Annotated in this window: 37 protein-coding genes; 9 read left to right on the forward strand and 28 right to left on the reverse strand. The window is 29.3% G+C overall.

What is annotated here, in order from left to right:
• The first annotated feature begins 240 nt into the window (after positions 1 to 240).
• Entirely contained in the window at positions 241 to 753 is a 513-nt protein-coding gene (locus tag Q0873_RS08360; protein WP_299106009.1) for a hypothetical protein, read from the forward strand.
• Positions 746 to 1,129 carry a hypothetical protein gene (locus Q0873_RS08365; RefSeq protein WP_299106011.1) on the forward strand — a complete coding sequence of 128 codons (384 nt, stop codon included), beginning with the start codon at positions 746 to 748 and terminating at the stop codon, positions 1,127 to 1,129. The genes Q0873_RS08360 and Q0873_RS08365 overlap by 8 nt, the downstream gene beginning before the upstream one ends.
• Before the next feature lie 112 nt (positions 1,130 to 1,241).
• On the opposite strand, the gene Q0873_RS08370 is transcribed toward Q0873_RS08365, so the two are convergent.
• From Q0873_RS08370 to Q0873_RS08475, 22 genes are all read right to left on the reverse strand, one after another.
• Positions 1,242 to 2,735, reverse strand: a complete 1,494-nt coding sequence (locus tag Q0873_RS08370) for a hypothetical protein (RefSeq protein WP_299106013.1) — start codon at positions 2,733 to 2,735, stop codon at positions 1,242 to 1,244.
• 3 nt (positions 2,736 to 2,738) lie between these two features.
• Entirely contained in the window at positions 2,739 to 3,194 is a 456-nt protein-coding gene (locus Q0873_RS08375) for a hypothetical protein (RefSeq protein ID WP_299106016.1), read from the reverse strand.
• Positions 3,195 to 3,200: 6 nt separating this feature from the next.
• Positions 3,201 to 3,833, reverse strand: coding sequence for a hypothetical protein (locus Q0873_RS08380; RefSeq protein ID WP_299106019.1), 633 nt, complete (start codon positions 3,831 to 3,833; stop codon positions 3,201 to 3,203).
• Positions 3,834 to 3,843: 10 nt separating this feature from the next.
• Entirely contained in the window at positions 3,844 to 4,332 is a 489-nt protein-coding gene (locus Q0873_RS08385; protein ID WP_299106021.1) for a hypothetical protein, read from the reverse strand.
• Positions 4,317 to 4,865, reverse strand: a complete 549-nt coding sequence (locus Q0873_RS08390) for a hypothetical protein (protein WP_299106023.1) — start codon at positions 4,863 to 4,865, stop codon at positions 4,317 to 4,319. Before Q0873_RS08390 ends, Q0873_RS08385 begins: the two co-directional genes overlap by 16 nt.
• A 5-nt stretch (positions 4,866 to 4,870) precedes the next feature.
• Positions 4,871 to 5,467: a hypothetical protein gene (locus tag Q0873_RS08395; protein ID WP_299106025.1), complete on the reverse strand. Its 597-nt coding sequence runs from the start codon at positions 5,465 to 5,467 to the stop codon at positions 4,871 to 4,873.
• Positions 5,464 to 5,781 (reverse strand): hypothetical protein, encoded by a 318-nt coding sequence (locus Q0873_RS08400; protein ID WP_299106027.1) that lies wholly within the window; start codon positions 5,779 to 5,781, stop codon positions 5,464 to 5,466. Before Q0873_RS08400 ends, Q0873_RS08395 begins: the two co-directional genes overlap by 4 nt.
• A gap of 75 nt (positions 5,782 to 5,856) precedes the next feature.
• Entirely contained in the window at positions 5,857 to 6,363 is a 507-nt protein-coding gene (locus Q0873_RS08405) for a hypothetical protein (RefSeq protein WP_299106030.1), read from the reverse strand.
• 11 nt (positions 6,364 to 6,374) lie between these two features.
• Positions 6,375 to 6,758, reverse strand: a complete 384-nt coding sequence (locus Q0873_RS08410) for a hypothetical protein (RefSeq protein ID WP_299106033.1) — start codon at positions 6,756 to 6,758, stop codon at positions 6,375 to 6,377.
• 3 nt (positions 6,759 to 6,761) lie between these two features.
• Entirely contained in the window at positions 6,762 to 7,535 is a 774-nt protein-coding gene (locus tag Q0873_RS08415; RefSeq protein ID WP_299106035.1) for a hypothetical protein, read from the reverse strand.
• Position 7,536: 1 nt separating this feature from the next.
• A complete protein-coding gene (locus tag Q0873_RS08420; RefSeq protein ID WP_299106038.1) occupies positions 7,537 to 7,725 on the reverse strand; it encodes a hypothetical protein in 189 nt (62 codons plus the stop codon).
• A 1-nt stretch (position 7,726) separates the two neighbouring features.
• Positions 7,727 to 8,650, reverse strand: a complete 924-nt coding sequence (locus tag Q0873_RS08425; protein WP_299106041.1) for a hypothetical protein — start codon at positions 8,648 to 8,650, stop codon at positions 7,727 to 7,729.
• Positions 8,651 to 8,669: 19 nt separating this feature from the next.
• The gene (locus tag Q0873_RS08430) at positions 8,670 to 8,939 is read right to left on the reverse strand and encodes a hypothetical protein (RefSeq protein WP_299106043.1); all 270 of its coding nucleotides are present in this window, start codon (positions 8,937 to 8,939) and stop codon (positions 8,670 to 8,672) included.
• Positions 8,940 to 8,945: 6 nt separating this feature from the next.
• Positions 8,946 to 9,296: a hypothetical protein gene (locus tag Q0873_RS08435; protein ID WP_299106045.1), complete on the reverse strand. Its 351-nt coding sequence runs from the start codon at positions 9,294 to 9,296 to the stop codon at positions 8,946 to 8,948.
• Between the two features lie 70 nt (positions 9,297 to 9,366).
• Entirely contained in the window at positions 9,367 to 9,969 is a 603-nt protein-coding gene (locus tag Q0873_RS08440; protein ID WP_299106048.1) for a hypothetical protein, read from the reverse strand.
• A gap of 63 nt (positions 9,970 to 10,032) precedes the next feature.
• The gene (locus Q0873_RS08445; protein WP_299106050.1) at positions 10,033 to 10,485 is read right to left on the reverse strand and encodes a hypothetical protein; all 453 of its coding nucleotides are present in this window, start codon (positions 10,483 to 10,485) and stop codon (positions 10,033 to 10,035) included.
• 14 nt (positions 10,486 to 10,499) lie between these two features.
• Positions 10,500 to 11,855, reverse strand: coding sequence for a transglutaminase-like domain-containing protein (locus tag Q0873_RS08450; protein ID WP_299106053.1), 1,356 nt, complete (start codon positions 11,853 to 11,855; stop codon positions 10,500 to 10,502).
• 147 nt (positions 11,856 to 12,002) lie between these two features.
• Positions 12,003 to 12,251: a hypothetical protein gene (locus tag Q0873_RS08455; RefSeq protein ID WP_299106055.1), complete on the reverse strand. Its 249-nt coding sequence runs from the start codon at positions 12,249 to 12,251 to the stop codon at positions 12,003 to 12,005.
• Between the two features lie 298 nt (positions 12,252 to 12,549).
• On the reverse strand, positions 12,550 to 12,861 hold the full coding sequence (locus tag Q0873_RS08460) for a hypothetical protein (protein WP_299106057.1): 312 nt from the start codon (positions 12,859 to 12,861) through the stop codon (positions 12,550 to 12,552).
• Between the two features lie 86 nt (positions 12,862 to 12,947).
• Positions 12,948 to 13,133: a hypothetical protein gene (locus Q0873_RS08465; protein WP_299106058.1), complete on the reverse strand. Its 186-nt coding sequence runs from the start codon at positions 13,131 to 13,133 to the stop codon at positions 12,948 to 12,950.
• 1,303 nt (positions 13,134 to 14,436) lie between these two features.
• Positions 14,437 to 14,616 carry a hypothetical protein gene (locus Q0873_RS08470; RefSeq protein WP_299106061.1) on the reverse strand — a complete coding sequence of 60 codons (180 nt, stop codon included), beginning with the start codon at positions 14,614 to 14,616 and terminating at the stop codon, positions 14,437 to 14,439.
• 5 nt (positions 14,617 to 14,621) lie between these two features.
• On the reverse strand, positions 14,622 to 14,774 hold the full coding sequence (locus tag Q0873_RS08475; protein WP_299106063.1) for a hypothetical protein: 153 nt from the start codon (positions 14,772 to 14,774) through the stop codon (positions 14,622 to 14,624).
• A 277-nt stretch (positions 14,775 to 15,051) separates the two neighbouring features.
• On the opposite strand from Q0873_RS08475, the gene Q0873_RS08480 reads away from it, so the two are divergent.
• Together Q0873_RS08480 and Q0873_RS08485 are read left to right on the forward strand one after the other, a co-directional pair.
• Positions 15,052 to 15,216, forward strand: coding sequence for a hypothetical protein (locus Q0873_RS08480; protein WP_299106065.1), 165 nt, complete (start codon positions 15,052 to 15,054; stop codon positions 15,214 to 15,216).
• Between the two features lie 378 nt (positions 15,217 to 15,594).
• On the forward strand, positions 15,595 to 15,756 hold the full coding sequence (locus tag Q0873_RS08485; protein WP_299106067.1) for a hypothetical protein: 162 nt from the start codon (positions 15,595 to 15,597) through the stop codon (positions 15,754 to 15,756).
• Positions 15,757 to 15,865: 109 nt separating this feature from the next.
• Here Q0873_RS08485 and Q0873_RS08490 read toward each other — a convergent pair whose 3' ends face one another.
• From Q0873_RS08490 to Q0873_RS08505, 4 genes are all read right to left on the reverse strand, one after another.
• On the reverse strand, positions 15,866 to 16,321 hold the full coding sequence (locus Q0873_RS08490) for a hypothetical protein (RefSeq protein ID WP_299106069.1): 456 nt from the start codon (positions 16,319 to 16,321) through the stop codon (positions 15,866 to 15,868).
• 232 nt (positions 16,322 to 16,553) lie between these two features.
• A complete protein-coding gene (locus Q0873_RS08495) occupies positions 16,554 to 16,745 on the reverse strand; it encodes a hypothetical protein (protein WP_299106071.1) in 192 nt (63 codons plus the stop codon).
• A gap of 301 nt (positions 16,746 to 17,046) precedes the next feature.
• A complete protein-coding gene (locus Q0873_RS08500; protein WP_299106073.1) occupies positions 17,047 to 17,268 on the reverse strand; it encodes a hypothetical protein in 222 nt (73 codons plus the stop codon).
• Positions 17,252 to 20,098, reverse strand: a complete 2,847-nt coding sequence (locus tag Q0873_RS08505) for a hypothetical protein (RefSeq protein WP_299106076.1) — start codon at positions 20,096 to 20,098, stop codon at positions 17,252 to 17,254. Before Q0873_RS08505 ends, Q0873_RS08500 begins: the two co-directional genes overlap by 17 nt.
• Positions 20,099 to 20,582: 484 nt before the next feature.
• Here Q0873_RS08505 and Q0873_RS08510 point away from each other — a divergent pair, with 484 nt between their 5' ends.
• On the forward strand, positions 20,583 to 21,011 hold the full coding sequence (locus Q0873_RS08510) for a helix-turn-helix transcriptional regulator (protein ID WP_299106078.1): 429 nt from the start codon (positions 20,583 to 20,585) through the stop codon (positions 21,009 to 21,011).
• Between the two features lie 221 nt (positions 21,012 to 21,232).
• Here Q0873_RS08510 and Q0873_RS08515 read toward each other — a convergent pair whose 3' ends face one another.
• Positions 21,233 to 22,027 (reverse strand): hypothetical protein, encoded by a 795-nt coding sequence (locus Q0873_RS08515; protein WP_299106080.1) that lies wholly within the window; start codon positions 22,025 to 22,027, stop codon positions 21,233 to 21,235.
• Complete coding sequence (locus Q0873_RS08520) at positions 21,951 to 22,160, reverse strand: hypothetical protein (RefSeq protein WP_299106082.1); 210 nt, start codon at positions 22,158 to 22,160, stop codon at positions 21,951 to 21,953. The genes Q0873_RS08515 and Q0873_RS08520 overlap by 77 nt, the downstream gene beginning before the upstream one ends.
• Before the next feature lie 979 nt (positions 22,161 to 23,139).
• Between Q0873_RS08520 and Q0873_RS08525 the strand changes: the two genes are divergently transcribed.
• The 4 genes from Q0873_RS08525 (at position 23,140) to Q0873_RS08540 (ending at position 24,401) form a co-directional block, all read left to right on the forward strand.
• Positions 23,140 to 23,349, forward strand: a complete 210-nt coding sequence (locus tag Q0873_RS08525; protein ID WP_299106084.1) for a hypothetical protein — start codon at positions 23,140 to 23,142, stop codon at positions 23,347 to 23,349.
• Positions 23,350 to 23,352: 3 nt separating this feature from the next.
• Positions 23,353 to 23,547: a hypothetical protein gene (locus tag Q0873_RS08530; protein ID WP_299106087.1), complete on the forward strand. Its 195-nt coding sequence runs from the start codon at positions 23,353 to 23,355 to the stop codon at positions 23,545 to 23,547.
• A gap of 61 nt (positions 23,548 to 23,608) precedes the next feature.
• The gene (locus tag Q0873_RS08535; RefSeq protein ID WP_299106090.1) at positions 23,609 to 23,782 is read left to right on the forward strand and encodes a hypothetical protein; all 174 of its coding nucleotides are present in this window, start codon (positions 23,609 to 23,611) and stop codon (positions 23,780 to 23,782) included.
• Positions 23,769 to 24,401, forward strand: coding sequence for a hypothetical protein (locus Q0873_RS08540; RefSeq protein WP_299106092.1), 633 nt, complete (start codon positions 23,769 to 23,771; stop codon positions 24,399 to 24,401). Before Q0873_RS08535 ends, Q0873_RS08540 begins: the two co-directional genes overlap by 14 nt.
• Positions 24,402 to 24,419: the final 18 nt, after the last annotated feature.

Genomic DNA, 24,419 nt, shown 5'->3' on the forward strand with positions numbered 1-24,419 from the left:
AAAAACCGTAGTTAATTTACGGAAAACCTTTTTTTTATCAATTAAACTCTTCATACATTTGCCACATCTAATCATCTACTAGATAAGATGATTTAAATAAAACAACAAAAATTACAATTAATAAATTTTACGTATTTTTTGGTGTAATTATTAATATATTGTTAATTATTGGTGGAATTATTTGTAGTTTACATCATAATTCCTACATTGATTGCAAAATAGTGAGAAAGATCCCTCGAAATGAATAAAGCACAAACTAACATAAAACAAGAAAACATGGATTACTCATTTAGAAACGCCCATGTATTGACTGAATTCTCTCAGTTACTTCAGAATCTAGGTTCTGAGATGGAAGAGAGTGCTAGTTTATTTGATAAAATTCAAGTGAAAGATGAAGTTTTCCAAAAGTTTGAAAGCATTATGGATAACCCTTTTTCCACTTTAATTGATTTTAATAATAAAACACAAAAGGATATTTTTGAATTTGTTTTTTCTAATTTTTTAGAAACTTTTTCAGAACATAAAGATAAATTCAATTTCATACACTCTACTTATAATTATAAGTCTTTTTCTGAGTTAATTTTCTTCATATCTATTAATAATGAAGAATTTCAAGAAAGCTTATTTAATCTTGAATACGATTATGCTATGAGTGAGTTATCGGAAATTGTTAATGTAAGTTTTTGTTTTCTAGAAAAGGACATGGAAGAAGGATTAACTAATACTCAAAAAATTGAATTTGAAAATGCCTAAAAACTTCGAGAATAAATTTCATCACAATAAAGATTTTTTAGATAGTATAGTAAATGATTACCCAGATCAATTTTTTGATTGGAAAGTAACTATTCAATTTTATTGTGGATTACATAAATCGTATACTGTTTTATTAACTCAAGGTTATAGTATTGAAAATAGGCATAAATTAAATATTGAGAATCTTTCGAAAATAAAAAAATCAATTTCACAGAATATTTTCAAACTTTATAAATACTCTAGACAATCGAGATATGAAGGGTTTATCACCCAAGAGCATATGGAAAGATTTAATAAGATTAACTTTTCTTCAGGTAGAGTAATTCTTAAACAGGTAGAGTCTGAATGTTGTGAGTTTTATCCAGTCACAGTTTAATATAAATTAAATACTTACTTCTTAACTTCAAATAGTTACCAACAAAAATGCAACAGAGAATTAACACCTGTTGCACTATGTATCTAAACGAGTTATTTATGTTTAAAAATATTTAAATATCTACTTCTTGTTTTGTAGGTAATAATTTTTGATAAAAAGGACTGTATTTTAATTCCTTTAAAGGATGATAATCGTTGTATCTATTTTTATGGTTGTAAATAAAGTTATTCGAAAAGTCTTCTCGATCTACTTCTCCCTTTAAAATTATATCTCCGTCAAAAGCAACATTAGTACCTCCACGCATTGCGCCTCCTGATACACGTTGATTGATAATTAAAAATAGCTTCCCGTTGTATTTTTTTCTAAAATCTTTGTCAATTTTAGCTTTGCTGTTTAACTCTAGTATTTTAGCCCAACTATCAATTACAATAAAATCAAAATAATCTATGTTATCTGTAATCATCTGGTAATTCTCAGCGTTAGTTAGCTCATTGCTATCCTCTACAACAGATATTAAATGCTGTGTTTGTTCAGTGAAGTACTTTTTTTGTTTTTCTTTAGAAAGACTATTGTCTGCACCTTCTTCAAAACTAAAAATAACACCTTTATAACCAGCTTCAGCAAATGAGTTGGCAAATTGGTAAGCAGTATGTGTTTTACCACCTCCTTCTTCAGAATCTAAAGTAATAACGAGTGATCCTTTTTTCTTTATCTCTGGTTTACCTAAAAACAAAGCTAGATCTTCATTCAATATTTTAAAGTATTCCGTTGGTTCTGTTTGTTCCTGGTTTAATAGTTGAAATGATGTTTTAAAAGGATTCGACTTTTGTTTCAACGGTTGTTGATTTTCTGTTGCAATATTGTTGCGGTTTTGTTGCAACTGTTGCGGAATTGTTGCAACAACTGTTGCATTTTTGTTGATTTCCTGTTGCGGTTTTGTTGCAAAGTGTTGAGAGCTAACATTAACCTCTTGTTTTTCAATACTTAAAACATCTGGGTAGCTAATATTTGGTTGTTGCGGTTTTGTTGCAATTTTGTTGCGGTTTTGTTGCACTTGTTGCAATTTTGTTGCAGGGGCTACTTTATGTTCAACTAAATCAACAGTTACTTTTTTGATTGGAGGTAAATCAACGGTGATTTGCTCAGGAGCATTTAAACCTTGAGTTTTTCTTTTTTTAGGTTTAGTAAAGTGCTTTAAGTTACTTTCTAACACATTCTCAACCTTCCTTCCATTAGAATACTTTAAATTGTATTTATAATTTTCTTTTCCGGAATGAAAATCTCTTTTAGTAATTTTTTTTGCTTTAGTAACAATACAAACTCTACCTTTAAACTCAACCTTCTGGCCTTGTTTAAATTTAGGTTTAGAAAGTTTTTTAGTCAAAGGAGCGTTTAAGCCTTGAACAATAATTTTTTTAGATAGCTTAATGTTAAAACTCTTGTCTGTATGACTTTCAAGAACATGTTTGATTCTATCATACATATACTGAGCTTCTTTAGTTTTATCTTTAATACTGTTTAAAGAGGTTAGCAGTTCTTCTAAAGAAGAACGATCTATTAAGGTATTATGTAAAGCGTTATATTTCTGAATAATTGAGTTTATCATATTTTAAACTATTACTTCAAAGCGTTTACCTAACGAGTCGAAAATGAGTACAATTTTTAAGTTTTGCTCAATGTTCTTATTGAACAATTTTAGATTAGAAAGTATGTTTTTCACTGGCAAAACAGTTGGAATGTCTTTAATATGCAAAGTGTCATTTTGAGGTATTTGAATCTCAGTAACATTGATATTAGAAGTTCCTAGATAACTACCATTTTGTTTATTGAAAAAATTGATTTCTGACAGTTTTAAGAGCTTAAAAGTGTTGATTCCTAAATCTGTATCACTATTGTTTTTTAATGCAATAGATAGCTTGAATTTAATTTTATCAAAATCAATAGCAACTCCATTAACTCCAGTTATCTTGGCATTAATTTTTGTAATTCCATTTTTAACCTTGTGATATTTGTATGCTGCATAAATCCCAAGCCCAGCCAATGATGCAAGTATTACCTTTTTCATAGATCATTATTTTAAAGGATATACTTGTAAATCTTTACTGAAAGCTCCGTTTGTATTTGGTGCAAAATGAGTCTTGAAAAAATTTCTTGAATTGATATCTGAGGGTTTAAAAACAACAAAATCCGGTACCGCAATTTCCGTGGTTCTTTCTAAATAGATTGATAAAGGAGCTTTCAAAGCATCAACATAAAAAGAAACACCAATTTTCGTTTCATTTTTTAGATTATCCCAGTTTACACTTCTGGTTGAAGTAGTTGTATTGATTAGTAAATAACATTCAGTCAAATTGTAATTATTAAATGTTACTATACTCGATCCATCCGTCCAAGGGAAAGCAGGAATGCTTAATGGTTGATAAAAGTTGTTAACATTGAAAGATTCATTTCTCCATTTCAGTAAAGTTTTAATTTGCTTTTCTTCTGAAGAAGTTAAATCACCCTCATTCCAATTAGTAACCTGTTCCGCAGTAATCGAATTTAGAAGAGCTGCGTTTGTTATCTTTGGAATTGCAGCTATAGAACTTTTTAATTGAGCAATTTCTTGGTGCAGATCAAAATCTAAAGGATACAAATCCTTTCCTGTAATTTGTGTATTTCCTTTTCCATAAACACCTTTTCCAATTTCTAAAATAAACTTCATAAGATTTTTTTTAAGTTAATGATTGTCCTTGTTCTCCTTCTGGAGCTACTGGGACAAAAGTTGCTTGAATAAATGCAATTTCATCCTCTTTAACCTCAATTGCTTTGCCGTAATTATTCATATAAGCTGCTATTGCATCCGTTGGTGTTTGATTAAACATTAAAGGAACATTTTGAAAAACCAACGGTTTAATTTTATTATTTTGTTCTGATCCACTAGAAGTAGCACCAGTATCATCTCCACTAAAGAATCCTTTGTCGTTAAATATTAAAACCAATTCTTCTGCGGTTTTTGCACCGAAATTGTTTTCTAATTCATCTATTTTAAAATGAAAATTACTAAAAGCCGGTTCTGTAGAACTAGGTTCAACTATAACTCCATCTAAGTGAGCTTTAATAGTTCTTTTTTCTGAAGAATACATCGTAGTACTATTACCAAAAATGGTTGTAGTTACTACGGTTCTATTTCCTGTTTTTTCAATTTTTACTGTTCTGGCCATGCGTTACTTTTTTTATCACATCCACATTTAGAAATTTTTACCTGTCTATCGTTCAAGTTAGCCGCTTGTACTCTAGGGGAAAAGTTTCTTTGCAATGTTTCAATTCTTGGTTGATATGCTCTTTTAATTGTAAATCCCCAAAAATTATAAGTTATAATCATAACATTAGGATCCTCGGTTGTAATTGGTTTTACAAATTGAAATGGTATTGGAATTTGTGAATTAGCAACAATCATTTTATGTAAATGACAATTTTTAGCCTGCCAAAGCTTGTTGTCAAATACAAACTCAATTTTTCTAATTGAATAAGGAACATTTAAGCTACTTACTGGGCTCATGAATATTGTTAGATCGTTAGCATCAAACTTTAGAATTTTTACTTCAAATAAAACAGAGTCAACAAAGTTCTTAAACGTATTGTAACGCTGAATACCAACTACTCCTATAATCACAGCAGCTGCTAACCCTAAAAAACTTCCTTTTTCTTTTTGATCTAACTTTCCTTTCTGATCTGTCTTTTTAACTTGGCTCATTTTGTTTAATTTAATGGTATTCCTACACTGAATTTTATATATGGTGTGGTTTGGATATCATGCAATGCTCCAACACCAGCTCCAATTCTAATTTTATTTTTAATTGTATAATCAATACTTATTTCACCACCTGTAAAAGCTCCATTGAATCCTATTGTTGGAGAAACATTTAAAAAGAGTTTACTTTGATTTATGTAACTAGTTTTTTCTATAAAATGTGTTATGATAGAGTCTGCGGTAGTTACTTTAAAATCTTGCTGTAAAATCCTACCTTCAGATATAATAGAAGAAAACACCTTTGCATTTGATAACTCGATTGTATCATTGGTTTGAAAAACTTCTTTTGTTACTTCATGATCATTTATAGGAATTATTCGGTCTTTAATAATCTTATTTGAAATAGTATCAAATACTATGATTTTTTTAGTTTGGTAAATAGTATCAAAAACAACTACGATGCTATCCTTACGATTCACTACTTTTTTCTGTGTAGTAGTTTTTATCTTATAAGGTTCTCCTGGATCATTGAAGTGTTCTTTTACCTGAATAAGTACAAGTAAAAGACTTATTCCAATTAATAAATTCTTTGCTATCTCTTTCATCGTTTTGGTAATAATCTTTTTAAGGTTTCCATGTCCAAATTTTTACTAAACTCAATCAATTTAGTTAATATATTCATCGAGACCAGTCCAATTATAAAACCAGTTCCATAAGAATAATTTGGTGAAAGCTTCAATGAAGCAACAACCACTGGTGTTAAGTAGGTTGAACTACAAGCTCCACAGAAAGCTCCAAATATGTAATTGATTAATCCTTTTTTTTCTTGGATATTGGCACCAATTAATCCAGATAAAGCACCTGTAATTAAAAGTCCTATGTTAATTCCGTATGTTTTTAAAAACTCAGTTCCTTGCATTTTCGGGGTGTGTTAATTTATAAATAGCTGTGCCTATACTTAAGAGAATAACAGTTGAAAGGATTGCATTTTTTCTTATTCTTTTTTTTTTCGTTGATCCCAGAAGTAAATTTCTCCTGTGGGTTTTTCAATTCTAGTACCTAAATGAAATCCCCAATCATAAACACCAAACGCATTTATACCGATAGATCTTAATTTTCTATATAGTTCGTTCTTAGTATTTATAGCAGTTATTAGAGTCTCTACAACATTTTTTCCATTGATATCAACACCTTTACCTTTTGGATGATCTCCCTTAGTACTTCTTCCTCTATGCATTTCCCAGCGTGGTGTACGATATGAACTACCGAGCTTTACAGGCTCTTTAGTGAAATCCCTTACAATTTGGGGAGCTTGAATGATATTTTTTGCTATTGGGAATCCGTTATAAAGTAACTCAGAAAATTCATCATCCATAGCTTTGACACTTTCCCACCATTCAATAAATGTAAAATCATCAGTGATGTTTTTATCCCAATTAATGCCTTCACCAGAAGGATGAAAGCTTGGATAAATTTTATTTAGAGTAATTGTATTATTCATTAATCTAGGTTTTACAAAATGACTTGTTTTACTTTTTCTTCTTCTTCTTCTTCTGAACCGCTAAATGCTAATAATAAACCTGTACCTACAGCGGTAATAGCTAACCATTTTAACCAAGATTTCTTTTTCTTAGAAGGATCAAGTACAACCTCGTTGAGAGTTTCTCCAAAGGATGTGGTAAGTGTACCTGTTAAATCTTTAGCTTGGATTGTGAAATTTTTGATCGATACATGTGATATCTCTAAAACATCAGTTTCTCTAGCCAGTATATTGAAATGCCCATCAATATTGGTTGTAGTTCCGGATTGCGTTGCTAAATTTTTAATATGGACATCTGGAATCCCCATTTTTGTATCATCAACTATTTGACTTCTATATGATCTTAATACGCTCATAGCTTACTTTTCTTCGTTAGTAATTTGATGTTGTAGAACTACTCCAGTCTTTTTGAAAAAACCTAAAATTGAAGATTCTACGATGTAATAATTTTCTTGAGTTTTATCCTCCTTAGTTAACACACCATGTGCAACAACTTCTCCTACTTTTTCTCTAAAGGCAAATTTCCCATACAAGACTCCGGTTCCTTTCCAAACATTATTTTCAAGTTCTGCAATGTTCACTGTAATTCCAGTTTTAACGGCACAAAACAGTTCACTTCCAATAGGAAATAGCGTATTGATATTAATGTTCTTAGAAGGTGAGTTTATAATCTCCCAAAACCTTTTCAACTCTTTTGTGTCCAGTCCTTTTCTGATATCTGTAAAAAGTTGACGATCAAACAAAATATAATAGGCATGTGATACTGCTTTAATGTTTGTTACCTGCCTAGCTATATCATTTAAAGCAGTTTCATTGGTTGAAATATTAATTTCTGGAATTAAATAGCTCAAGAAGCTAGAAGGACTAAAACCAATTCTAGTAAAAGACTCATAAATAATTGCAGCAGCAGTTAAATTAGGGTTACCCGCATTTTCTCTTGAAAAACGTTTGGCTCTAGCTTTTTTAAATTCTTTATTTAACAAGTAACCACCACTTACAACACCAAGAATGATTAACCCCCATTTCAAAGCTGAAACACCTTGCTTAATGGTTTTTTGACCTTCTTCGCTATTAATAGCAGAAACAGCAGTAGCGGTAACAAGTGGATTTCCCATTCCTTTTGGCTTACTCATTTTAGATGAACTTTTTAAGCAATGATGCATTTTTCACAAACTTCTCATTGGCTCCTGGTTTTTTAACCATTTCAGATAGTAAAGTCAAAGCCTCCGTTGAACCAAATTCATTCAGAGTTTTAAAAGCCTCCTCTCTCTTTATATTATCAATTGCTCCTTGACCATTATTTTTTAATGTAATTCCTTCCATTTTATACTAATTCGTTAATTTTATAATCTTGAATACTTTTTCTTACTGCTGTTGTAAATTCAGCGTTTTGTGTAAATCCTACTGCTATAAGAGCCAATTCCCTTGCCATTTCATCAGAAACTTTATCACTCTTAACAACAAATATCAAATCCTGTTTGTTCTGTGATAACCCTTCATTTGAATCTGGTGCGGCCATACCTGGAGCAGATCCATTTTTATTTGCCATAACAGTAGCTCCTACATTTTCAGCAGCATCTATTAAACGATTAAAAACACTCGGATCAATAGCCGGTTTATCTTTTAAAGCTTGTTCTTTTAATGCAAGTTCTTTTAGTTTTTCAGCAAGTTGATTGTCAATTTTTAACTGTCTAATTTCAAGAGATAACTCATCTTTTTCTCTCTCTAATTTTCTATTTTTTTCCTTTAATTCCCTATGCTCTTCTTTCAAATCATCGTATTTGGATGATTTAGTATGAAGGTTCATAACATCAGGCATTGACATTCCAAAAGCTGATCCCATTCCAAAAGGTGAAGGTGGTTGCATTTGATAAGGTGCTGGTGGTTGTTCGGAAACAGCGGGCGCACTAATATGCTCATTATTAGGTGCGCCTTTTACTGCTTCACTAACCATTCTCTCCTTAGGCAAATCTGTATGATCTTTTCTGTTAATTTTTAATTGTGTTGTAGTACCGAAGCGTCTATTTGAACTACCATTGGGTTTAAATCTTTGAATCCCTATTACAGTTGTATTAAAAGTCATATTCAAATGATCTATTAAGTCAGCAAATGATTCGAACTCACTTTTAAGCCTGTCAATCGTAAGTTTATTGTAATACCTCTGATTGGTTTCAAAATCAAATACGTCAATAGAGTAACCTGGTTTTGATTTTAAATAATCCTGTATGTCTTCTAAATATTTTTGCATGGTAATTCAATGATGTTTTTTAATCACAAATAACTCCTGTTATGTTGATAGCTCGGAAATAAAGATTGTTTCCATTTCCTATTGTGGTATCAAATGAGATATTAAAACTGGTACTTGTCGAAATTGCTCCAGTATCAATTGTAGTTTCTTCATATGGCTTTAAGGTTATCAAGCCAATTTTAACTGTTGAAGAACCGTAATTTTTAAAGTAGAGATTACATAAATTTTCTACCACTAACGTTTCATTCTTTGTGATGCCCTTCTCAACTAAGTTTCCCTTAAACCTCATAGGATATTAATTGTTAGTTTGATCTACATAAAAAACCATCTGAAACTTAAAATCTTTGGCAACTGCTTTATCTGAGTATGCAGTTACTTTGATTTTTCTATTCCCTTTGAAATCAATTGATTTTCTGCTATCGTAATGATTTCCATTAGTAGGCTGGTATTCTTTGTATGAAACACTTGGATGTAATTCATCCCCTCCGATATCTTCTATTTTTACATTGATAAATTCAGAAGGAGCATCGTTTGTTAGTAAGGCACATTTTTCTACATAACCACTATCTATTTGCAATTCTGCTGAACCAAATGTTTGTCCTTGTGGAACTGTAATATTTAGAATATTGAATTTTAGATTACTCATAAGAAAAGTTTTAAAAAAGCCTATATAGAATTCATATAGGCTTTTTAATTAATTAATTAATTGAAATGCCTTATTTAGTTGAACGAACAACCTTATGTCCGTCAAATACTAACTCTAAGTATTCTTTGTTAGCAGCTGAAGTTGAACCGTCAGGGAATTCGTATTCTAAATCATAGTCCGTTCCACCAACAAGAACAATTGGGTGTTTTAATTCAAAGTAATCATCACGCATTGTTCTACCAGTATATTTGTTGTAGATATCAGCAACTGGGATTTCTCCTAAAACAACTCCATCTTGTCTAACTCTTAAAATTGCATTTCTAAATGATGCAGTCATTTTGTTAGCATACATTAACTGTGCTGCTTTACCAGATTCAGCATGTGTTTCATACCCTAATCTAACTCGTTCATAAATATGAACTTCATCATCTTTAAAACGATTTCCATCAAAGTCTGAGATTCCAGAAATCTTTTTTGTGTTTGAATCCACTAATTTCTGTGTTCCACCAACTGTCATTTCTTTTCTTAAAACAACTGTGTTATTTAGTATTTTAACACCTCCTTCTTGACCTAAAGACTCTTTAAATTGTGAAGACAATCTTTTTTTGTTAAAGTCTAAAATTGAAAGAATTGACTGTGCAGACTCTTCTAAATTATATACTCCTGTTTTCATTTTTTTTTATTTTGAATTTTTAATTAATTATTCTTAAAATTTTATTGTGATAAACCAGTTTCATTAAACTGCTCCAAATGGATTTACTCCTCCAGCAACTTTAACTTGATCATCTTGATTCCAAGCATCTGATGAAAGATTAATTGTGCTTGGTTGGTAAGTGTATCCTGTTTCATCGGCTGCATTCATACCTCCCATAGCTGCTAAGAATTTTTCTCCCGAAGTTGTTGGGTTGTCCTTTACTTTTGGTGCGATAAGCTCCGAAATAGCGCTAGTTCCTTGTTCAATTGATACACCTGTTAAAAGTCCTTGCGTTCCTTTAACTAAGTAACCATTACCTTGAATTGAACTTGCAAGTAATAGAGTTCCTAAAGCGATTCCACCTCTTACAAGTGGGGTTTTAGCTTCTGCAGGCGCAATTCCTGAACTACCTTTAGACAGCATAAACCCTCCGGCTGCTCCAGTTCCAAAAGCAGCAGTTTCTTTTGCTTTTTTCTGATCGAATTTTACTTTCATTTTTTTCTTCTTTTTTATTTATTACTATTTGAATTTGAGTTTTTTGTTACAGCATATGTCAATGCTACTGCCGATACAATTCCTACACCAGTAATCGCTACAACTTTTCCTAAACTCATTTTATCTTCCTCCGGTTTTCCAGGAGGTTGAGAATTATTAGAAGAAGGCTTTACAGTTGTTGTTGTAGGATGGTTAGTTGGTACCGGAGTGTTTTTTGTAGGTGTTGGAGTATTGTTTGTGGTAGCTACTGATTGATTACCAAACAGTTTGTTGTTCTTAAAATCCTCTAAATCGTTGGCGATTTTAGTATGCTTTGCTTTTGAATTTGCTGATTTGTATCGAACGGCTAAACTCCTGTTAGTAGCAATTTGTTTATCTAAAAAACTAATAGCTGCTGCCTTACCTTGTGAATTTGCTATAGACATTGCTCTGTTAATATCCATTCTAGCCAAAGCATCCGCCTTTGCCAATACACTTGCTCTATCTTCTGGACCAAATAAACTTGAGAAAATTCCTGCTGCTTGATTTAAGTCAACAAAACCAAGTCCCTCAGGCATTTCCGGTTTTGGTAGGCTAACCCCATAATGAATTATAGTCTGATTTACCTTTATATAACTAGGTTTTAAATCAATAACTGGATTAATTCTATTATCGGTACTTTTTCTAACCTCATTCTCAATTTTTTGAGTGACAGCTTTTGATACTCCGTAACTATTTAAATCTTGAAGGAAAAACCTAAAATTTAAAATAGTATCATGAGAGATATTTTGCTGTTCATTGGTTGATTCTGATAAATCACCATGTAATACTGAGTATGGCAATTTTCTATCCTGTACTTTCATATCTTCTTTTTGTATATATGTTACTTGTGTGTTTACTTTCTTAGTTGGATCTATAATGAAAGTTTTGCCATTGGAGTGAATTACGACATATACGTGTGACCATCTATTAGGCTGAGAAGGTTGTGTTACTTTTCTAAAGGAGTGATCAATGTTTAAGTTTAAAAGAATGGTACTTGCAAATACACTATAACTTTTACAATCCGTACCTGAAAAACGGCTCGACCAAACACATGAAGGGGTTTTTAGTGTTTGGTGGAAACCGTCGGCTTGGTACTGTACGTGATTGTATAAGAAATTATATATATTGTTAACAGTTTCACTAATAGTTTTACCTTTTAGTTTTGGCGCAATTTTTTTGGAAAAACTTTTAAATTCAAGAGCAACATTTACCATTTGCTCTAATCCTCCTGTAGTAGTATAATCACCAACATAAGTTGCCTTACATGGAGTAACATCAAAGTATTTGTCATACTTAGTATGTCTTAATACTTCTCTATATAAGCTGTTATTAATCGTGGTGATATCCATTTTACAAGTAAATTGATTTTGTCATTTACATTGCAAATATGAAGTGTAAAACAAGGCATCTCTGAGGATTCCAGAGGATTCGGGAGGATTATCTAGGATTATAAAGTTTTATTGAGGATTATGCAGGATCCGAGAGGATTTTAAAAACTAAACTAGTTTGATTCCCTCTATTTCTTCAACCAATTTATAATATTCTTTAGGTGTTATTCTCTTTTCGTTTTTTGCTTTTTCCTCTGTTATATCTCTGCATTCAGAAATGATTTTATTCATAGTATTTCGTAAAAATGCATCTGGAATTTTGAAGTATTTTTTATATACCGCTCCTTTAGACCCTAATGGGTTATTTCTTAATTCTTCTATTTTCGAATTCTTTTGCTCCTCAATTTGGTGTTTCATTGTTGTTGATTCTGTTGCAATTTTGTTGCAACATTGTTGATTTTCTGTTGCACTTTTGTTGCAGGGGTTATAAATTAAATTGTAACTAACTGAAAATCAACAACTATTACTGTTATGCATTTGCAACAACCATTTGCAACAGTTGTTGCACTTTTGTTGCGTTTTTGTTGCTGATTTTCATTTAAATACTATTGCCTATAACATTTATTATTAGTAAATTCGTTACTATAATCGAGGAGAATCGGTTATATCTTTTTCTTTTTCATAGCAATTTTACCACTCGGTTTGAGTGGTTTTTTTATGCTTCTTTTTTTTCAAATTTTAAATAACTGGTAACTTTTCTATGTGCCAGATATTGTTCAACTATACCTATAGCAGGATCATAATATTTACCATCATGTTTTAAAACAAAATGACCTTTTTCATTTGGGTATAAAAACAAAACAATACTGTCGTTAGGTACTTCATCAAATGTTATGTCCACTCCTTTGGTAACTCTAGATTTAAAACCTTTGTTACTTAAGTAAGGCATAAGATTATCGTAAATATTTGTACTCCAATTTTCACCTATTTCCTTACAAATCTCTTCTACACTTTGCCCAGTTATCATCGAAAGGCAAGTTTGACCGCATAACATAGAGCTATATGGCTGGGATTTAAATTCTATTGTCATATCTAATATTCCATTTTAAATTGTTAAAAAAAATCGTCTTTTATTTCTCTTATTGATATTCCAAAAAAGTACCCTCCAACCAAACCAATAGGAAAAATTGAATAAAAGTCAATTTCTAACCACTCCAATAAATAATAGTAATTGACAACTAGTAATATTGAGAGTATTGGTTTTAATCCTTTTAAGAGTCCTTGTATAAAGTATTTCATGTTCTACTGTTTTTCAATTATTATTGTATATATCCCAACCAAATATTACCTCTCAAATATTTAACTTTACTTAATGGGTATTTTCTTAAGAATGACTTGTAAAATTTATCCCCTTGTAAAAGTTCAGTTTTACCACCTTTCCAATAAATTCTCCATTCACTTATTTGTTTACTTTTATTCATAATCCTACAGGTTTTTAACTATTTAAATTCAGTGATTTCACTATGAATATTTTATTTACTTTTATTCTCCTTTTTGAGAGAATGATTATAATGTTCTTTTTTAATCATTTTCCCTAAAAAGCGCCCACCTCGGTGGGTTTTTCTTTTTATATTTGAATTTGTATTACAATTAACTTCCTTGTTAATTTAGAAGCTCCATTAGGAGCTTTTTTCTCAACAATTATCTTTATCTTTGCACTATTCTATAAAAGGATCTCCCACAGATTTATTTATGAATGGAAAGGCACGAAATTATTTTTTCTTGCCTTTCTTTTTTTTGTAAAATATTGAACTATAATTATTTACATACACCTGAGTAGCTAGCAAATTTTTTCCTCTATGTGCTATTAAGGGGTTGCACATTAGGGTATTGGTACAGATGAATTTAGTATTTGTCTGTACTTTTTATTATTTATTTCAATTCTTTCTTCTTTTATTACCATAAGACTACTTTTGTATATTATTGATTTTTAGTGTATTACATTTAAAATAAATGATATGCCCTGGGGGGCATTCATTTTTTTAAAAAGGAACTTTTGTGGTTCCTTTTTTTGTATTCTCATTCTACTGTTATTTATTTGTATATTCGGCTTATGGAATATATAATTGGTCTATTAATCTTGGTTTTTGCCATTCAATACATTGAAAAATCATCTAAAAAAAATCATGACAAATAATAATTCTACAGGTTTTTAACTATTTGTTCGATTTCATGGTGTAACCCATTTTATTATACCTACATTCGCAATGCTTAAGAGACGTCTTAAGCTCTTTTTCATAGCAATTTTCCCACTCAATCTCTGAGTGGGTTCTTTTTTTATAATCCATATTCTTATTGATTTGTTTTTCAACATTATAGTGTTAATTGTTTTATTATGCGTACCTTATAAATCTTATTATATAGATTGTTTCTGTTCTAATTCTATATAATAAGAATAGTACTGGAGCTCTGTGGTGAGAGCTCCTTTTTAATTATGATTTCTCAGCATACTACTTAATTTTAATTTTCTAATTTCGCTCAATGATTTCACACATACTTTTATTAAAAAATGGATTTAGGTTTAGATCTGATATTGAATCTTCTACAGGTTTTTAATTAATTCAATGTTTCTACTGGCATCTTCTTTTAAGGTTATCCAATAACTTAACAAATGCTCTTTCGCCTCCTCATATGTTTCAAATGTATCATTGCTTTTATAACGGTGATCATTTACACCATCAAAAGGAATTATCAATAATTCTGTATAATCTAATGCGTACATAATAATTACAGGTTTTTAATAATTTCAATTTTATTCTCAACCTCTTCTATGTCAAACCCTTGATTTTCTAACCAACTACATAAATGTTCTTTTTGTCCAGTTTGATTTATATACCTCATTATGTCTTTTAAAAATTCTAATAATTCGTATTCTTCCATTGTAACTACAGGTTTAAAATTATATTTTCAATGCTTGTAACATTTTTTGTTTTTTTATACTAATAAGAAAAAGAAGTATTATGTATAAAAAAGAATTCAAAACACTTTTAGCCTTGATTTTTATATTAGTATTAACTGAAGTAATTGTTTCTTTCATTTAATAATTACTGTTTTGTTAATTTTAGTTAAGTAAGGCATCCCCTTACTTTTTTTACGGTTTTTTCTCTACTTGCTAATATTTATCTAATTAAGTTTGAGAAATTTAAAATTTCAAATTATGTTAAAGAACATTTCAAAGTTAGGAACCACTCTAAACAAGTCAGAACAACAATCTATTAATGGGGGATATATGAAGCCTAATTGTGATTGGGCTGGACCTACAAGAAGTTGTCCTCCTGGATATTATTATGAATCTAGTACAAATTGTTGTTATGAATCTTAAAATATCAAGCGGACTTCGGTTCGCTTTTTTTATGTCTATATTTTTCATACTACAGTTTTTTTATGTTACTAATTTTTTAGTATATTACATTTAAAATTAATGATATGTCCTGGGGGGCATTCATTTTTTTAAAAGGAACTTTTGTGGTTCCTTTTTTCAACTTAGAATTACTATATTTAACCAATTCTATTAACAACCTATTTCTTAGATCATATTGATCTAAACTGAGCTCCTTTTGGAGCTTTTTTAATATATTGCAGAAAATCACGACGTACCGTCTGGGTTTTAAACCAGGTGATTTTGATAAAGGAGCTTTAATAGTTCCTTTTTTGTATTCTACATTCTACTGTTTATTTTTAGTTTGTCTATATTTGAATAATGGTTGATATTTATGAATACATAATCTTTTTTGCATTAATTTTAATCGTTGTTATCCTATTAATTATCGATAAAAGAAAGTCAAATGAAATTGACTTTGATTCACATTTATACGAAAATGATGAAGACTCTTTTAACATTGATCTATTTGATGATGATTAAATTCTACACTATTTATGACATCTATTGATGTCGATTATTTTAAATTTTGACAATAAAAAAGAGCTTCAATATGAAGCTCTTGTGGTAAGTATTTTTTTACTAGGAAAAATTATTCAAAAAGAAATGAACTCTGCATTGACTTTTCAATTCCTTCATAAACTAACTTTAATATTTCTTCTTCTGTTATTAAGTTTAAGTCCTCATAAGTTTTTAAAATATTAAAACCATTATTTTCAGAAATTGAATTATTGGTGTATCCAACTATAACTTTTCCATTTATATGTAAATGGAATTGAATTGAAAATCCTTGTTCTACTTCATTTGAAATTGTTACAGGAATGTTTCCTGCTCTTAAAACAATTAATTTTCCATGATTTATTTTTTCAGTATATAGGTTTTTCTTAAAAAAATCATTTTCTGCAATAATTCTATCTTTTATTGAAGATAACGTTGACAAAATCAAACTAGATTTACTTTCATTCCAAAGACTAAGTCTTTGATTCATTAAAAAAAGTGCTTCTTGGTATTCTTTTGATAATTCTACAATTTTTTCAATTTGGTACATGTAAATAGATTTTCGGGTTATGAACCAAATTTATAAACTTACCACAATATGTCAATGAACTTTTTCAGTTTTTAGGATCTGAGAACCTACTGTTTTTTTAAATTCTATTTTGTGGTGTTAGCCATTTTATTATGTGTACCTTGTAGACTTATAATATAAGATGCTGATATCTGTGTAAGATCTTATATTATATTGTCGATACTGGAGCTCTTTTCTAAGAGCTCCTTTTTTTCTACTGTTTTCTTTTAATTACATTTAATGTTTTACCTGAATCTCTATTGATAATTACTATTGTACTATCGGTACCAATCGCAATATTTTTAGTAAGTGAAAGGTGTCTGATTTCTCCTGGTTTAATTGGAGGATCTACTTGTTTGCATGAAGTGACAAATCCAATAATCACTAAAATTGTTAAAAGTCTCATATCCTACAGTTTATATGCCATCCAGAATGAATAAAAAGCTAGTATCAGAAATGCAATAAGTATTAAATAATCGGTTAGTTTTAAATCTGAATTTTTCATTATCGTTTTTTTAGATTAAAGTTTACACTTAAACTTATCTGCTTTTAGTGCTTTTTACATATCATTTTATCCTCTAATGAGTAATTTATAATTTGATATTGTTTTTTATATTTTGTTTTTGCAATCCATACAGATTATTGCAGTTTCTTCCCATTCGGCAAAGCCCTCTACTACAATTAAACTTTGGTTTTTATGTCTACATTCATAATTGGGACTTAATGATGTTCTTTTCATAAATTTCTTTATACATTTCATTAATTCTTTGATGGATGTTATTTTTAGTGTAGCGTTTTTCACCAAGAGTTTCATTCCCATTCTTACTTATTTGGATTTTTAGAATTGAACCATTAGAAGCTAATGGAAACGGGTTTATTTTAATGCCGTTTTCCCAACACCACTTCATTTCTTTAATGTTCAATTTCATCTATATTTATATTATATGATTCAACATAATTCTCGTTTTTTATATAAAAGCATTCTTTTTTTACCCTTTTTTGAGTGCCTGGTAAAATTTGATTGATCATAATCCTACCTTGCGAATCTTTTAAATTTTTTGGATTGAACACATAGCCTTCCATTTTGCAAAATTTTTCAACAGCAGTCTTAAATTTTCTCGCGCCAAGAGCTGACTTTTTACCTACAAAATCTACGTAGTTACTATAGAGATCACTCCTTAAAATGTTTTTATTGAAATGTTCTTCGTCTGAAAAGTATTCAGTAGCCCATTCGATACAGTTATCGCCTATTTGCGCTTTTAAATTGTTAAGGAGGATGTTGTTCATAGGAGCTTTAAACTCATTTCTAATATTTGATAAATACAGTTGACAGCATTGCATTAAGAAATTGTAGAACTTGTTATATTGTTTATCGTCCCAATCTTGAAAAAATGAATATCCAAAGTCGTCCGAAACCTTCCTTTCTTCATTAAAATTATCTGTATGAGCATGGTAGTAGTCACCAAAAGAAACAAAGAATAGTCGTCTCAAGTCAGAACCTCTGTTTTTATTCAAACCATAATTAAATGTCCCAACAAACTTTGGAGATTCTGCAAAAGACAAAGAGTACCCTTGTTTTCCTTTTGGGTTAACTTCAACTTCGCCAGTAATTTTGTTGTAAAAAAAATCAAATGCACCTCCTTTCTTACCATCTTCTATATTAATGATGTCATGCTCTTTTTGTAGTCCACCTAATAAGTGTTTATTGGATGAAAGGTTGTCATCTTTTCCATCAATTGTAAAAATGTTCAATAATTCTTTCAATCCCCTTATGCTTAAACTCTTACCAGTTCCGCCATTAGCATCATCATCACTTTCTTTGACAGTATCATCCATTATATAAACGAATTTTGCAAAATCTTCTCGTTTATATCGATGTATTAAATACCCCAGAGCAAAACATTTATTAAGAAAGTGTTGCTCTTGTGTTATTTGTTCTTCTTCTGATAAATATTTACCATTTAATGTAAAACGGTTATTTGATCTATAATTTTCCCTTTCTGCTTTAGTATTAAACTGTAGTTCAATTTCTTTTCTCCAATAGACACGACTTCCATTAATCAAGTACGACATGAAATCACATGAAGTGTCCAAAATTTTAACTCTATTATTTCCTTTATCGTCTTTATAATAATTGAAGAAGTGGTTTAATACTTCGAAGTTTTTATTCACTACTTTATGTTTCCAAACATATTTGTTTAGTGTGTTTTGAGTACTAAATACAACACCATTTTTTGTTACTGTTACTATACCATTCTTAAAGTAGAATAGTTGATAAGAAGCGTTGCAATTGGTAAAGTTGAGATCTTTTTTATCTATGTTTTTAAGTTCAGCTGTAGAAAACGCTCTAGACCTCTTAATTAGATTAATTTTATCTAGACAAGCTCCTTTGTCTATTAAATAATCAATACAAAATTTTCGAATTTCCGATGTTTCTGGAACAGCAACTTTATAATCCTCTACTTTTACTAAAAAAGAGGTGTCTTCATTACTTTTCTCTTGAATGTTTAAGTTCTGTCTATACCCATGATAATTATTAGCATTTAAAAAATAATGTAAATTGGATAAGTTAATTTGTGGCCTTCCTTTATCATTTGAATCAATAAAATTACATTTTAATGCCACTAACATTAATTTGTCAAATTGCCTTTTAATAGTTTCTTTATCTGAGTATTGATAATATTTTAGCCAGTCTCTAAAATCCTTTCCATTATCTCCCATTTTAGATTCAGGAAGCCAAATCGTTTTTATGTTCCAGTATTGATTAGCTAAAGAATAGGCATACTTTTTTCCTGAGTTGTCTATATCAGGTAAATTGTAGAAGTTTTGACATAATTTATTTATTCTTTGATATTGACTATAAGTTAATTGTTGACCTTCACTATTAAGCCAAATTGGGTAATAATCATTCGATATAGATGCTAAATTGAGTCCATCTGAACCACCGCTGCATATAATAATATTCTTAACTTGAAGTTCTTTAATTTCATTAAGGATATCTTTTTTAGTGAGACTTGTGTTAGTTCGTTTTAAGTCCTCAAATAAATAAGATATTTGTTCTTCATCAACATCATTTAAAATACGATCAAGTCCATGAATGTATTCATTATCCTTCGTTCCTAAATAACCATGTTTGTAATTAACGGTTTTACCATCTTTGTTTTTATGTTTAAACTCTTGTGGTTTATAGGTTTTTGCCCATTTTTCTAAATTGTTTGAATAGGCGAAAATTGGATAATAATCAGAACTTTTAGTAATCATTAGTTTCCTTTCTTTTTTTGTGATTTTTTCATAAAAATCAACTTCAAAGAAATTGTAATTTTTAGCTATTTCATTATTAATGAAACGACCAACAATATTAAGGTTACTATATTCTTTTGTAATAATTTTAAAGTGACTCAAAGGAAGAAGCTCTTTATTTTCTTTAAACTCTATATTAGGAGTATAAATTTTGGATGAAATAGGAACTTGAAATTCGGAATATAATCTATGAAGAACTTGCTTAAAATCTAAACCTTTTAAGTTTATTACAGAACTTAAAGCGTCATAAGACTTATCTCCAAAATCTTTAATATACCAAATCTTATTTGGAGCATAAAATAAACTAGCACTCGCTGTTTTTTCAGTTTGCCTAAACTTGAATTTTTTGCTACTTGAAGACTCACAACCTATGCTTTCTGGAAAATATTTGTGAATTATATCTAATCCTTGATTGGTTGCTTTGTATAAGTCATGTTTATTAAATTTATAATTTTCCATAAACATGAAATTTGATAACCAAATTATTATGTACCGACTTAATCATAATTTTATTGGATTGAGTTATTTACTTGTTCAAAAAAAGCAACCTTAACTTTTTATGTCGGTAGAAAAGGTTGCAACCACGTGATATATGGTTATGTTTTACAATGATTCATTCTTTACCGACAAAAGATTGAATATTATATTTTGTAACAATAAAATTTGTAGAAAAAGAAAGGATAAATTAACTTTGAAGTTGCAAGACAAAAAGTTTGATTTCACAATCTTTCTTTTTAAAGCTCCTAGTTAACTAGGAGCTTTTTTTAGCTAAAAACTAAATCTACAGATACTAATATTTCTAAATTTACATTTTGCAATAATTCTCAATTATTGAGAATATAATGTGTGTAAATGGATATATTTGTATATTTACACAACAAATATATGATAAATTCTCAATAAAATGAGAATTTTCTAATTATTTTAGGAAATATTCGGAAAAATGACTCTACAAGCAATCTTAATTCAAATTAAACAAACTAATAATTTAAGCAGTGAACAACTTGCTGAAATAGCTGGAATTGCCACATCTACAGTATATAGAGTCCTATCAGGTAAGACAAAAAAGCTACATACAAGTAATATTGAAAAGTTAATTGAAAAATTTCCAGATTCAAAGGAACTTTTTGATGTTTTAAATAATGTTTCGGATATCTCTGGAGATATTAAAACGTCATCTTTCGATAATCAATTAGTTTTGTTACCAAATGAAAATGGAGTAGTAACAATAGACATGATTGTTAGTTTTTTACATTCTAATGAAGAAGAATGTTTGGAGAATGAAAAGTACTTTTTATGGAAAAAGAATATTGAATATAAAGGAGCAATTAATGTATTAGAAAGAAAAATTAGTGACCTCCCTAAAAAATAACATGTTTATTTCATTTTTTCGTATTTCAAATCCTTTATTATCTCTAAGATCGAATAACAATTGATCGAGTTTTATATTATTTGATAAAAACTCATCCCTTAATTCTTCAAGTAATTCATCACTAACTTTATCGCAATCATAATCGCTTAAAAAGCCATCCTTTTTAAGCTTATCTAAGGTGGATAAGGTTTTCTTTTTCTTCGAGTGTAAAAACATGTTATTTACTTTCTATAAATAGTTTTATCAATTTCTTCAACCGTATCATGTATATATTTTTCTTTTTTATTTGGATGTATATACTTTAAACTATGGGTAAGTAGTAGGCTATTTAATTTCTTAATTACAGATGAATAAAACTTAAAGTTTATTAGATAATAATGAACACTTCTTAAAATTAAGAACGAGATAATTATATAGGAAATAAAAACAAAATAATGAACAGCTCTAGGAAAATCAGCTTCATCATATACTGCATAGTAAACGAAGAAAATTCCAATTAAGATTCCAAGGAAATAAATAATATCAAATATTTTTTTTGCGGAGTTATCTTTTATTCTTGCACCTATGAATCCAGCAATGGATAAAGCAATTAAACTTAAATACATGCCAATATATTGTAAAAAGGCTTCAAGATGGATAAAACCAAAAACGTTTTGTTCTTTAACCAATTGTTCTTTTCTTTTTTTATAGGCTTGAACACTTTTAAAATCGTGTTGTTTGATTTTTTTTAATCTTGTGACGTATTCTTTAGGTAATTGGCTTTTAAATTCTTTAAATAATGATAATTCTTTTTGATTAGTACTATCTTTAATTTTAGGGTACAAAGTTTTATACTCCTCTACTAAATCAACTTCATTTTGAAAAGGAACATAACTAAAAATACTCCCTAAAATTGTTAATAGTAGGAATACTGATAATAAGACTTGTATATAATTTATTTTAGTCTCCCCATCCAGAAGATCCGTTCCCTTCGTCTTGTCCGCCTCCGCCACCGTTGTTTCCTGAGGTTCCGACATTATCTTTGTCTGTTGCTTGTAATTCATAGCCTAATTGTAAATTCTTTATTTGTTCCTCTTCTGTTTCTTTTCCACAAGAAGTTAAAAATAATGATACAGACGCTACTAAAAATAATGCTTTTAAAATTTTCATTTTTTAAATATCTTTTATGATTAAATACAAGACATAAAGATAGTTTTTTTAAGCATCTGTAAAATGATAAACAAAAGTAGGCTGATTATTTTTAGGAATCAATCAGGGAAAACCCTGAAAAGGAATTAAAAAGCATAAATTTTAAGGTACTCAAAATCTTTTGTACTCTTAATTATACTCAGTTAAGTACTCTATTGTTTTATTATAATTATAAGGTTTGAGACAAAGTAAATACAAATGAGTACAAATAGTACAAAATAACACATAATCACTTTGTATAAATTCGCTATAAATGATATAACCAAGTTGTAAATGACTTTTGTTTTATGTTATATTTGTAATTGTTTAGTAATCAGAAACCTACGTTAAGGTAATTGTGTCAAAATTGAGGCACTAAGTGTACGTTTTAGTATTTTTTTATAAATATAACCAACTGTAATTCAGTAGAATATAAAATTCAATAACGGGATATACAATCCCACCTTTGGTACTTAAAACACCTAATGAATTATTTGTTAATTCTTAGGTGTTTTTTTATTCAATACTTTTTCGAAATTTAGTTGTTGAGTTAATTATAAATTGAAATTGAAGAAAAATCAAAATGTTTTTTTGGGTTGTTCAAAATGTTTTTTAAATTCGCCGGTAGAAAAAGAATTGCTATCTGGTGAAATTGCTATCCGATGATATTACTATTCGATGATATTGCTATCTGGTAAAATTGCTATCCGATGATATTGCTATCTGGTAAAATTGCTATCCGATGATATTGCTATCTGGTAAAATTGCTGTCCGATGAAATTCTTGATTACATCTTATTATACAATAATGATTGAAAAACATAAACAATATTTTTGCAAAAATTGTCATAAAGCTATGAGTGACATAAAAGAAATCGTAGAAAATTATAGTTATAAACGTTATTTATAAATGATAAAAATTGTATTCGTTTTGTTAGCGTTTATTTTAAAATATTTTTGATATGAAAACATTAGAGTTAAATCGAATGGAAATTTTAGAAGGAGGTTGTTTAAATTGTTTTAAGAGTGCTCCTGATTGTGTAACAGAAGGTAATTCTTTCATGGTTGGTGCACTAGCTGGAGGAGCTATTGCTGGAGGGCTTTTAGGAGCTGCTATTGGAGGTGTTGTTGGACTTGTAGGAGGTACTTATTTAAATATGGTAAATTGTTAAGATATGAAAAGTTTGAGTTTAGATAGTATGGTTTCTGTTGAGGGAGGAAATGATGCAGTTAAAGGTTTTTGTGACGGATTTAAAGTAAGTGCATCAATATATATATTAGGTGCAGCTGCTAATTTTTGGAATCCTGTTGGAGCGGCAGGTACAGTTGCTCTTTCTACTGTTGCAATAGGGTGTTGGATTGCATCTTAATTATTTTAGCAACCCATTTCTAATAATGGGTTGCTTATTTAAAATATAATTCTTAGATATTATGAGAAAAATAAAAATTTTATTAGCCTTAGCATTGTTTTTTTTATTGATTTTGTATTTTTTTAATTTACTAGATGAAAAATGGAATAAAGTAACGTATCTTCTTTTTGCTGTTATTGTAGTTGCTTTAGGTTATATTAATAGGAAGAAAATTAATTCAGATGAAAAAGAATAATTGGCTTTTATTGGTAATAGTTCTAAATTTAGTTTTAACTTTTTCCTCAAGTCATTTACTCGATTTAAATCGGTTGACTTTTGATTTTTATTCTAGTTTTTTGGAGGAAAATCAAGTTGAAGATTTTATTAATACTCAGAAAAAATGGGAATGGCTTGGTTATGTAATTATGCCTTTTGTTATTTTATTGAGAAGTAGCTTAGTTGCTGTCTGTTTAAGTGTAGGTCTATTTTTTTATGACATTCAAAACAAAATAAAATTTAAGGACTTTTTTAAAGTAGCAATATTAGGAGAGTTTGTAATATTATCAGTTGGTATTGTTAAATTGCTGTATTTTCTTTATATAAAAGTTGATTATACATTACAAGATGTTCAACAATATTATCCATTGAGTTATATTAATTTTTTAGATGTGAGTAAGATGGAACCTTGGTTAATCTATCCTTTACAAACTATAAATTTATTTGAAATAGCTTATTTTTTTGTGTTAGTATATGGAGTACATAAATTACTTAAAAACAACTTTTGGAAGAGTTTTGAGATTACTGCAGCCAGTTATGGTAGTGGTCTAACTATTTGGCTTGGTTTGGTGATGTTTTTAGTTTTAAATTTGACATAAATGAGGTCAAATATGTTG

This window comes from uncultured Tenacibaculum sp., from assembly GCF_947498805.1.
Classification (GTDB): Bacteria; Bacteroidota; Bacteroidia; order Flavobacteriales; family Flavobacteriaceae; genus Polaribacter.

Bases quoted from the DNA above. Each gene is read 5' to 3' on its own strand.
- Q0873_RS08490 (WP_299106069.1), bottom strand. From the start codon at position 16,321: ATGTACCAAATTGAAAAAATTGTAGAATTATCAAAAGAATACCAAGAA.
- Q0873_RS08360 (WP_299106009.1), top strand. From the start codon at position 241: ATGAATAAAGCACAAACTAACATAAAACAAGAAAACATGGATTACTCA.
- Q0873_RS08475 (WP_299106063.1), bottom strand. From the start codon at position 14,774: ATGGAAGAATACGAATTATTAGAATTTTTAAAAGACATAATGAGGTAT.
- Q0873_RS08445 (WP_299106050.1), bottom strand. From the start codon at position 10,485: ATGAAAGTAAAATTCGATCAGAAAAAAGCAAAAGAAACTGCTGCTTTT.
- Q0873_RS08535 (WP_299106090.1), top strand. From the start codon at position 23,609: ATGAGAAAAATAAAAATTTTATTAGCCTTAGCATTGTTTTTTTTATTG.
- Q0873_RS08425 (WP_299106041.1), bottom strand. From the start codon at position 8,650: ATGCAAAAATATTTAGAAGACATACAGGATTATTTAAAATCAAAACCA.
- Q0873_RS08495 (WP_299106071.1), bottom strand. From the start codon at position 16,745: ATGAGACTTTTAACAATTTTAGTGATTATTGGATTTGTCACTTCATGC.
- Q0873_RS08390 (WP_299106023.1), bottom strand. From the start codon at position 4,865: ATGAGCCAAGTTAAAAAGACAGATCAGAAAGGAAAGTTAGATCAAAAA.
- Q0873_RS08460 (WP_299106057.1), bottom strand. From the start codon at position 12,861: ATGATAACTGGGCAAAGTGTAGAAGAGATTTGTAAGGAAATAGGTGAA.
- Q0873_RS08510 (WP_299106078.1), top strand. From the start codon at position 20,583: ATGACTCTACAAGCAATCTTAATTCAAATTAAACAAACTAATAATTTA.
- Q0873_RS08470 (WP_299106061.1), bottom strand. From the start codon at position 14,616: ATGTACGCATTAGATTATACAGAATTATTGATAATTCCTTTTGATGGT.
- Q0873_RS08520 (WP_299106082.1), bottom strand. From the start codon at position 22,160: ATGAAAATTTTAAAAGCATTATTTTTAGTAGCGTCTGTATCATTATTT.
- Q0873_RS08410 (WP_299106033.1), bottom strand. From the start codon at position 6,758: ATGAGCGTATTAAGATCATATAGAAGTCAAATAGTTGATGATACAAAA.
- Q0873_RS08485 (WP_299106067.1), top strand. From the start codon at position 15,595: ATGGTTGATATTTATGAATACATAATCTTTTTTGCATTAATTTTAATC.
- Q0873_RS08540 (WP_299106092.1), top strand. From the start codon at position 23,769: ATGAAAAAGAATAATTGGCTTTTATTGGTAATAGTTCTAAATTTAGTT.
- Q0873_RS08450 (WP_299106053.1), bottom strand. From the start codon at position 11,855: ATGGATATCACCACGATTAATAACAGCTTATATAGAGAAGTATTAAGA.
- Q0873_RS08435 (WP_299106045.1), bottom strand. From the start codon at position 9,296: ATGAGTAATCTAAAATTCAATATTCTAAATATTACAGTTCCACAAGGA.
- Q0873_RS08375 (WP_299106016.1), bottom strand. From the start codon at position 3,194: ATGAAAAAGGTAATACTTGCATCATTGGCTGGGCTTGGGATTTATGCA.
- Q0873_RS08400 (WP_299106027.1), bottom strand. From the start codon at position 5,781: ATGCAAGGAACTGAGTTTTTAAAAACATACGGAATTAACATAGGACTT.
- Q0873_RS08465 (WP_299106058.1), bottom strand. From the start codon at position 13,133: ATGAAATACTTTATACAAGGACTCTTAAAAGGATTAAAACCAATACTC.
- Q0873_RS08365 (WP_299106011.1), top strand. From the start codon at position 746: ATGCCTAAAAACTTCGAGAATAAATTTCATCACAATAAAGATTTTTTA.
- Q0873_RS08440 (WP_299106048.1), bottom strand. From the start codon at position 9,969: ATGAAAACAGGAGTATATAATTTAGAAGAGTCTGCACAGTCAATTCTT.
- Q0873_RS08380 (WP_299106019.1), bottom strand. From the start codon at position 3,833: ATGAAGTTTATTTTAGAAATTGGAAAAGGTGTTTATGGAAAAGGAAAT.
- Q0873_RS08455 (WP_299106055.1), bottom strand. From the start codon at position 12,251: ATGAAACACCAAATTGAGGAGCAAAAGAATTCGAAAATAGAAGAATTA.
- Q0873_RS08530 (WP_299106087.1), top strand. From the start codon at position 23,353: ATGAAAAGTTTGAGTTTAGATAGTATGGTTTCTGTTGAGGGAGGAAAT.
- Q0873_RS08385 (WP_299106021.1), bottom strand. From the start codon at position 4,332: ATGGCCAGAACAGTAAAAATTGAAAAAACAGGAAATAGAACCGTAGTA.
- Q0873_RS08370 (WP_299106013.1), bottom strand. From the start codon at position 2,735: ATGATAAACTCAATTATTCAGAAATATAACGCTTTACATAATACCTTA.
- Q0873_RS08415 (WP_299106035.1), bottom strand. From the start codon at position 7,535: ATGAGTAAGCCAAAAGGAATGGGAAATCCACTTGTTACCGCTACTGCT.
- Q0873_RS08505 (WP_299106076.1), bottom strand. From the start codon at position 20,098: ATGGAAAATTATAAATTTAATAAACATGACTTATACAAAGCAACCAAT.
- Q0873_RS08500 (WP_299106073.1), bottom strand. From the start codon at position 17,268: ATGAAATTGAACATTAAAGAAATGAAGTGGTGTTGGGAAAACGGCATT.
- Q0873_RS08515 (WP_299106080.1), bottom strand. From the start codon at position 22,027: ATGTCGGAACCTCAGGAAACAACGGTGGCGGAGGCGGACAAGACGAAG.
- Q0873_RS08430 (WP_299106043.1), bottom strand. From the start codon at position 8,939: ATGAGGTTTAAGGGAAACTTAGTTGAGAAGGGCATCACAAAGAATGAA.
- Q0873_RS08405 (WP_299106030.1), bottom strand. From the start codon at position 6,363: ATGAATAATACAATTACTCTAAATAAAATTTATCCAAGCTTTCATCCT.
- Q0873_RS08525 (WP_299106084.1), top strand. From the start codon at position 23,140: ATGAAAACATTAGAGTTAAATCGAATGGAAATTTTAGAAGGAGGTTGT.
- Q0873_RS08420 (WP_299106038.1), bottom strand. From the start codon at position 7,725: ATGGAAGGAATTACATTAAAAAATAATGGTCAAGGAGCAATTGATAAT.
- Q0873_RS08395 (WP_299106025.1), bottom strand. From the start codon at position 5,467: ATGAAAGAGATAGCAAAGAATTTATTAATTGGAATAAGTCTTTTACTT.
- Q0873_RS08480 (WP_299106065.1), top strand. From the start codon at position 15,052: ATGTTAAAGAACATTTCAAAGTTAGGAACCACTCTAAACAAGTCAGAA.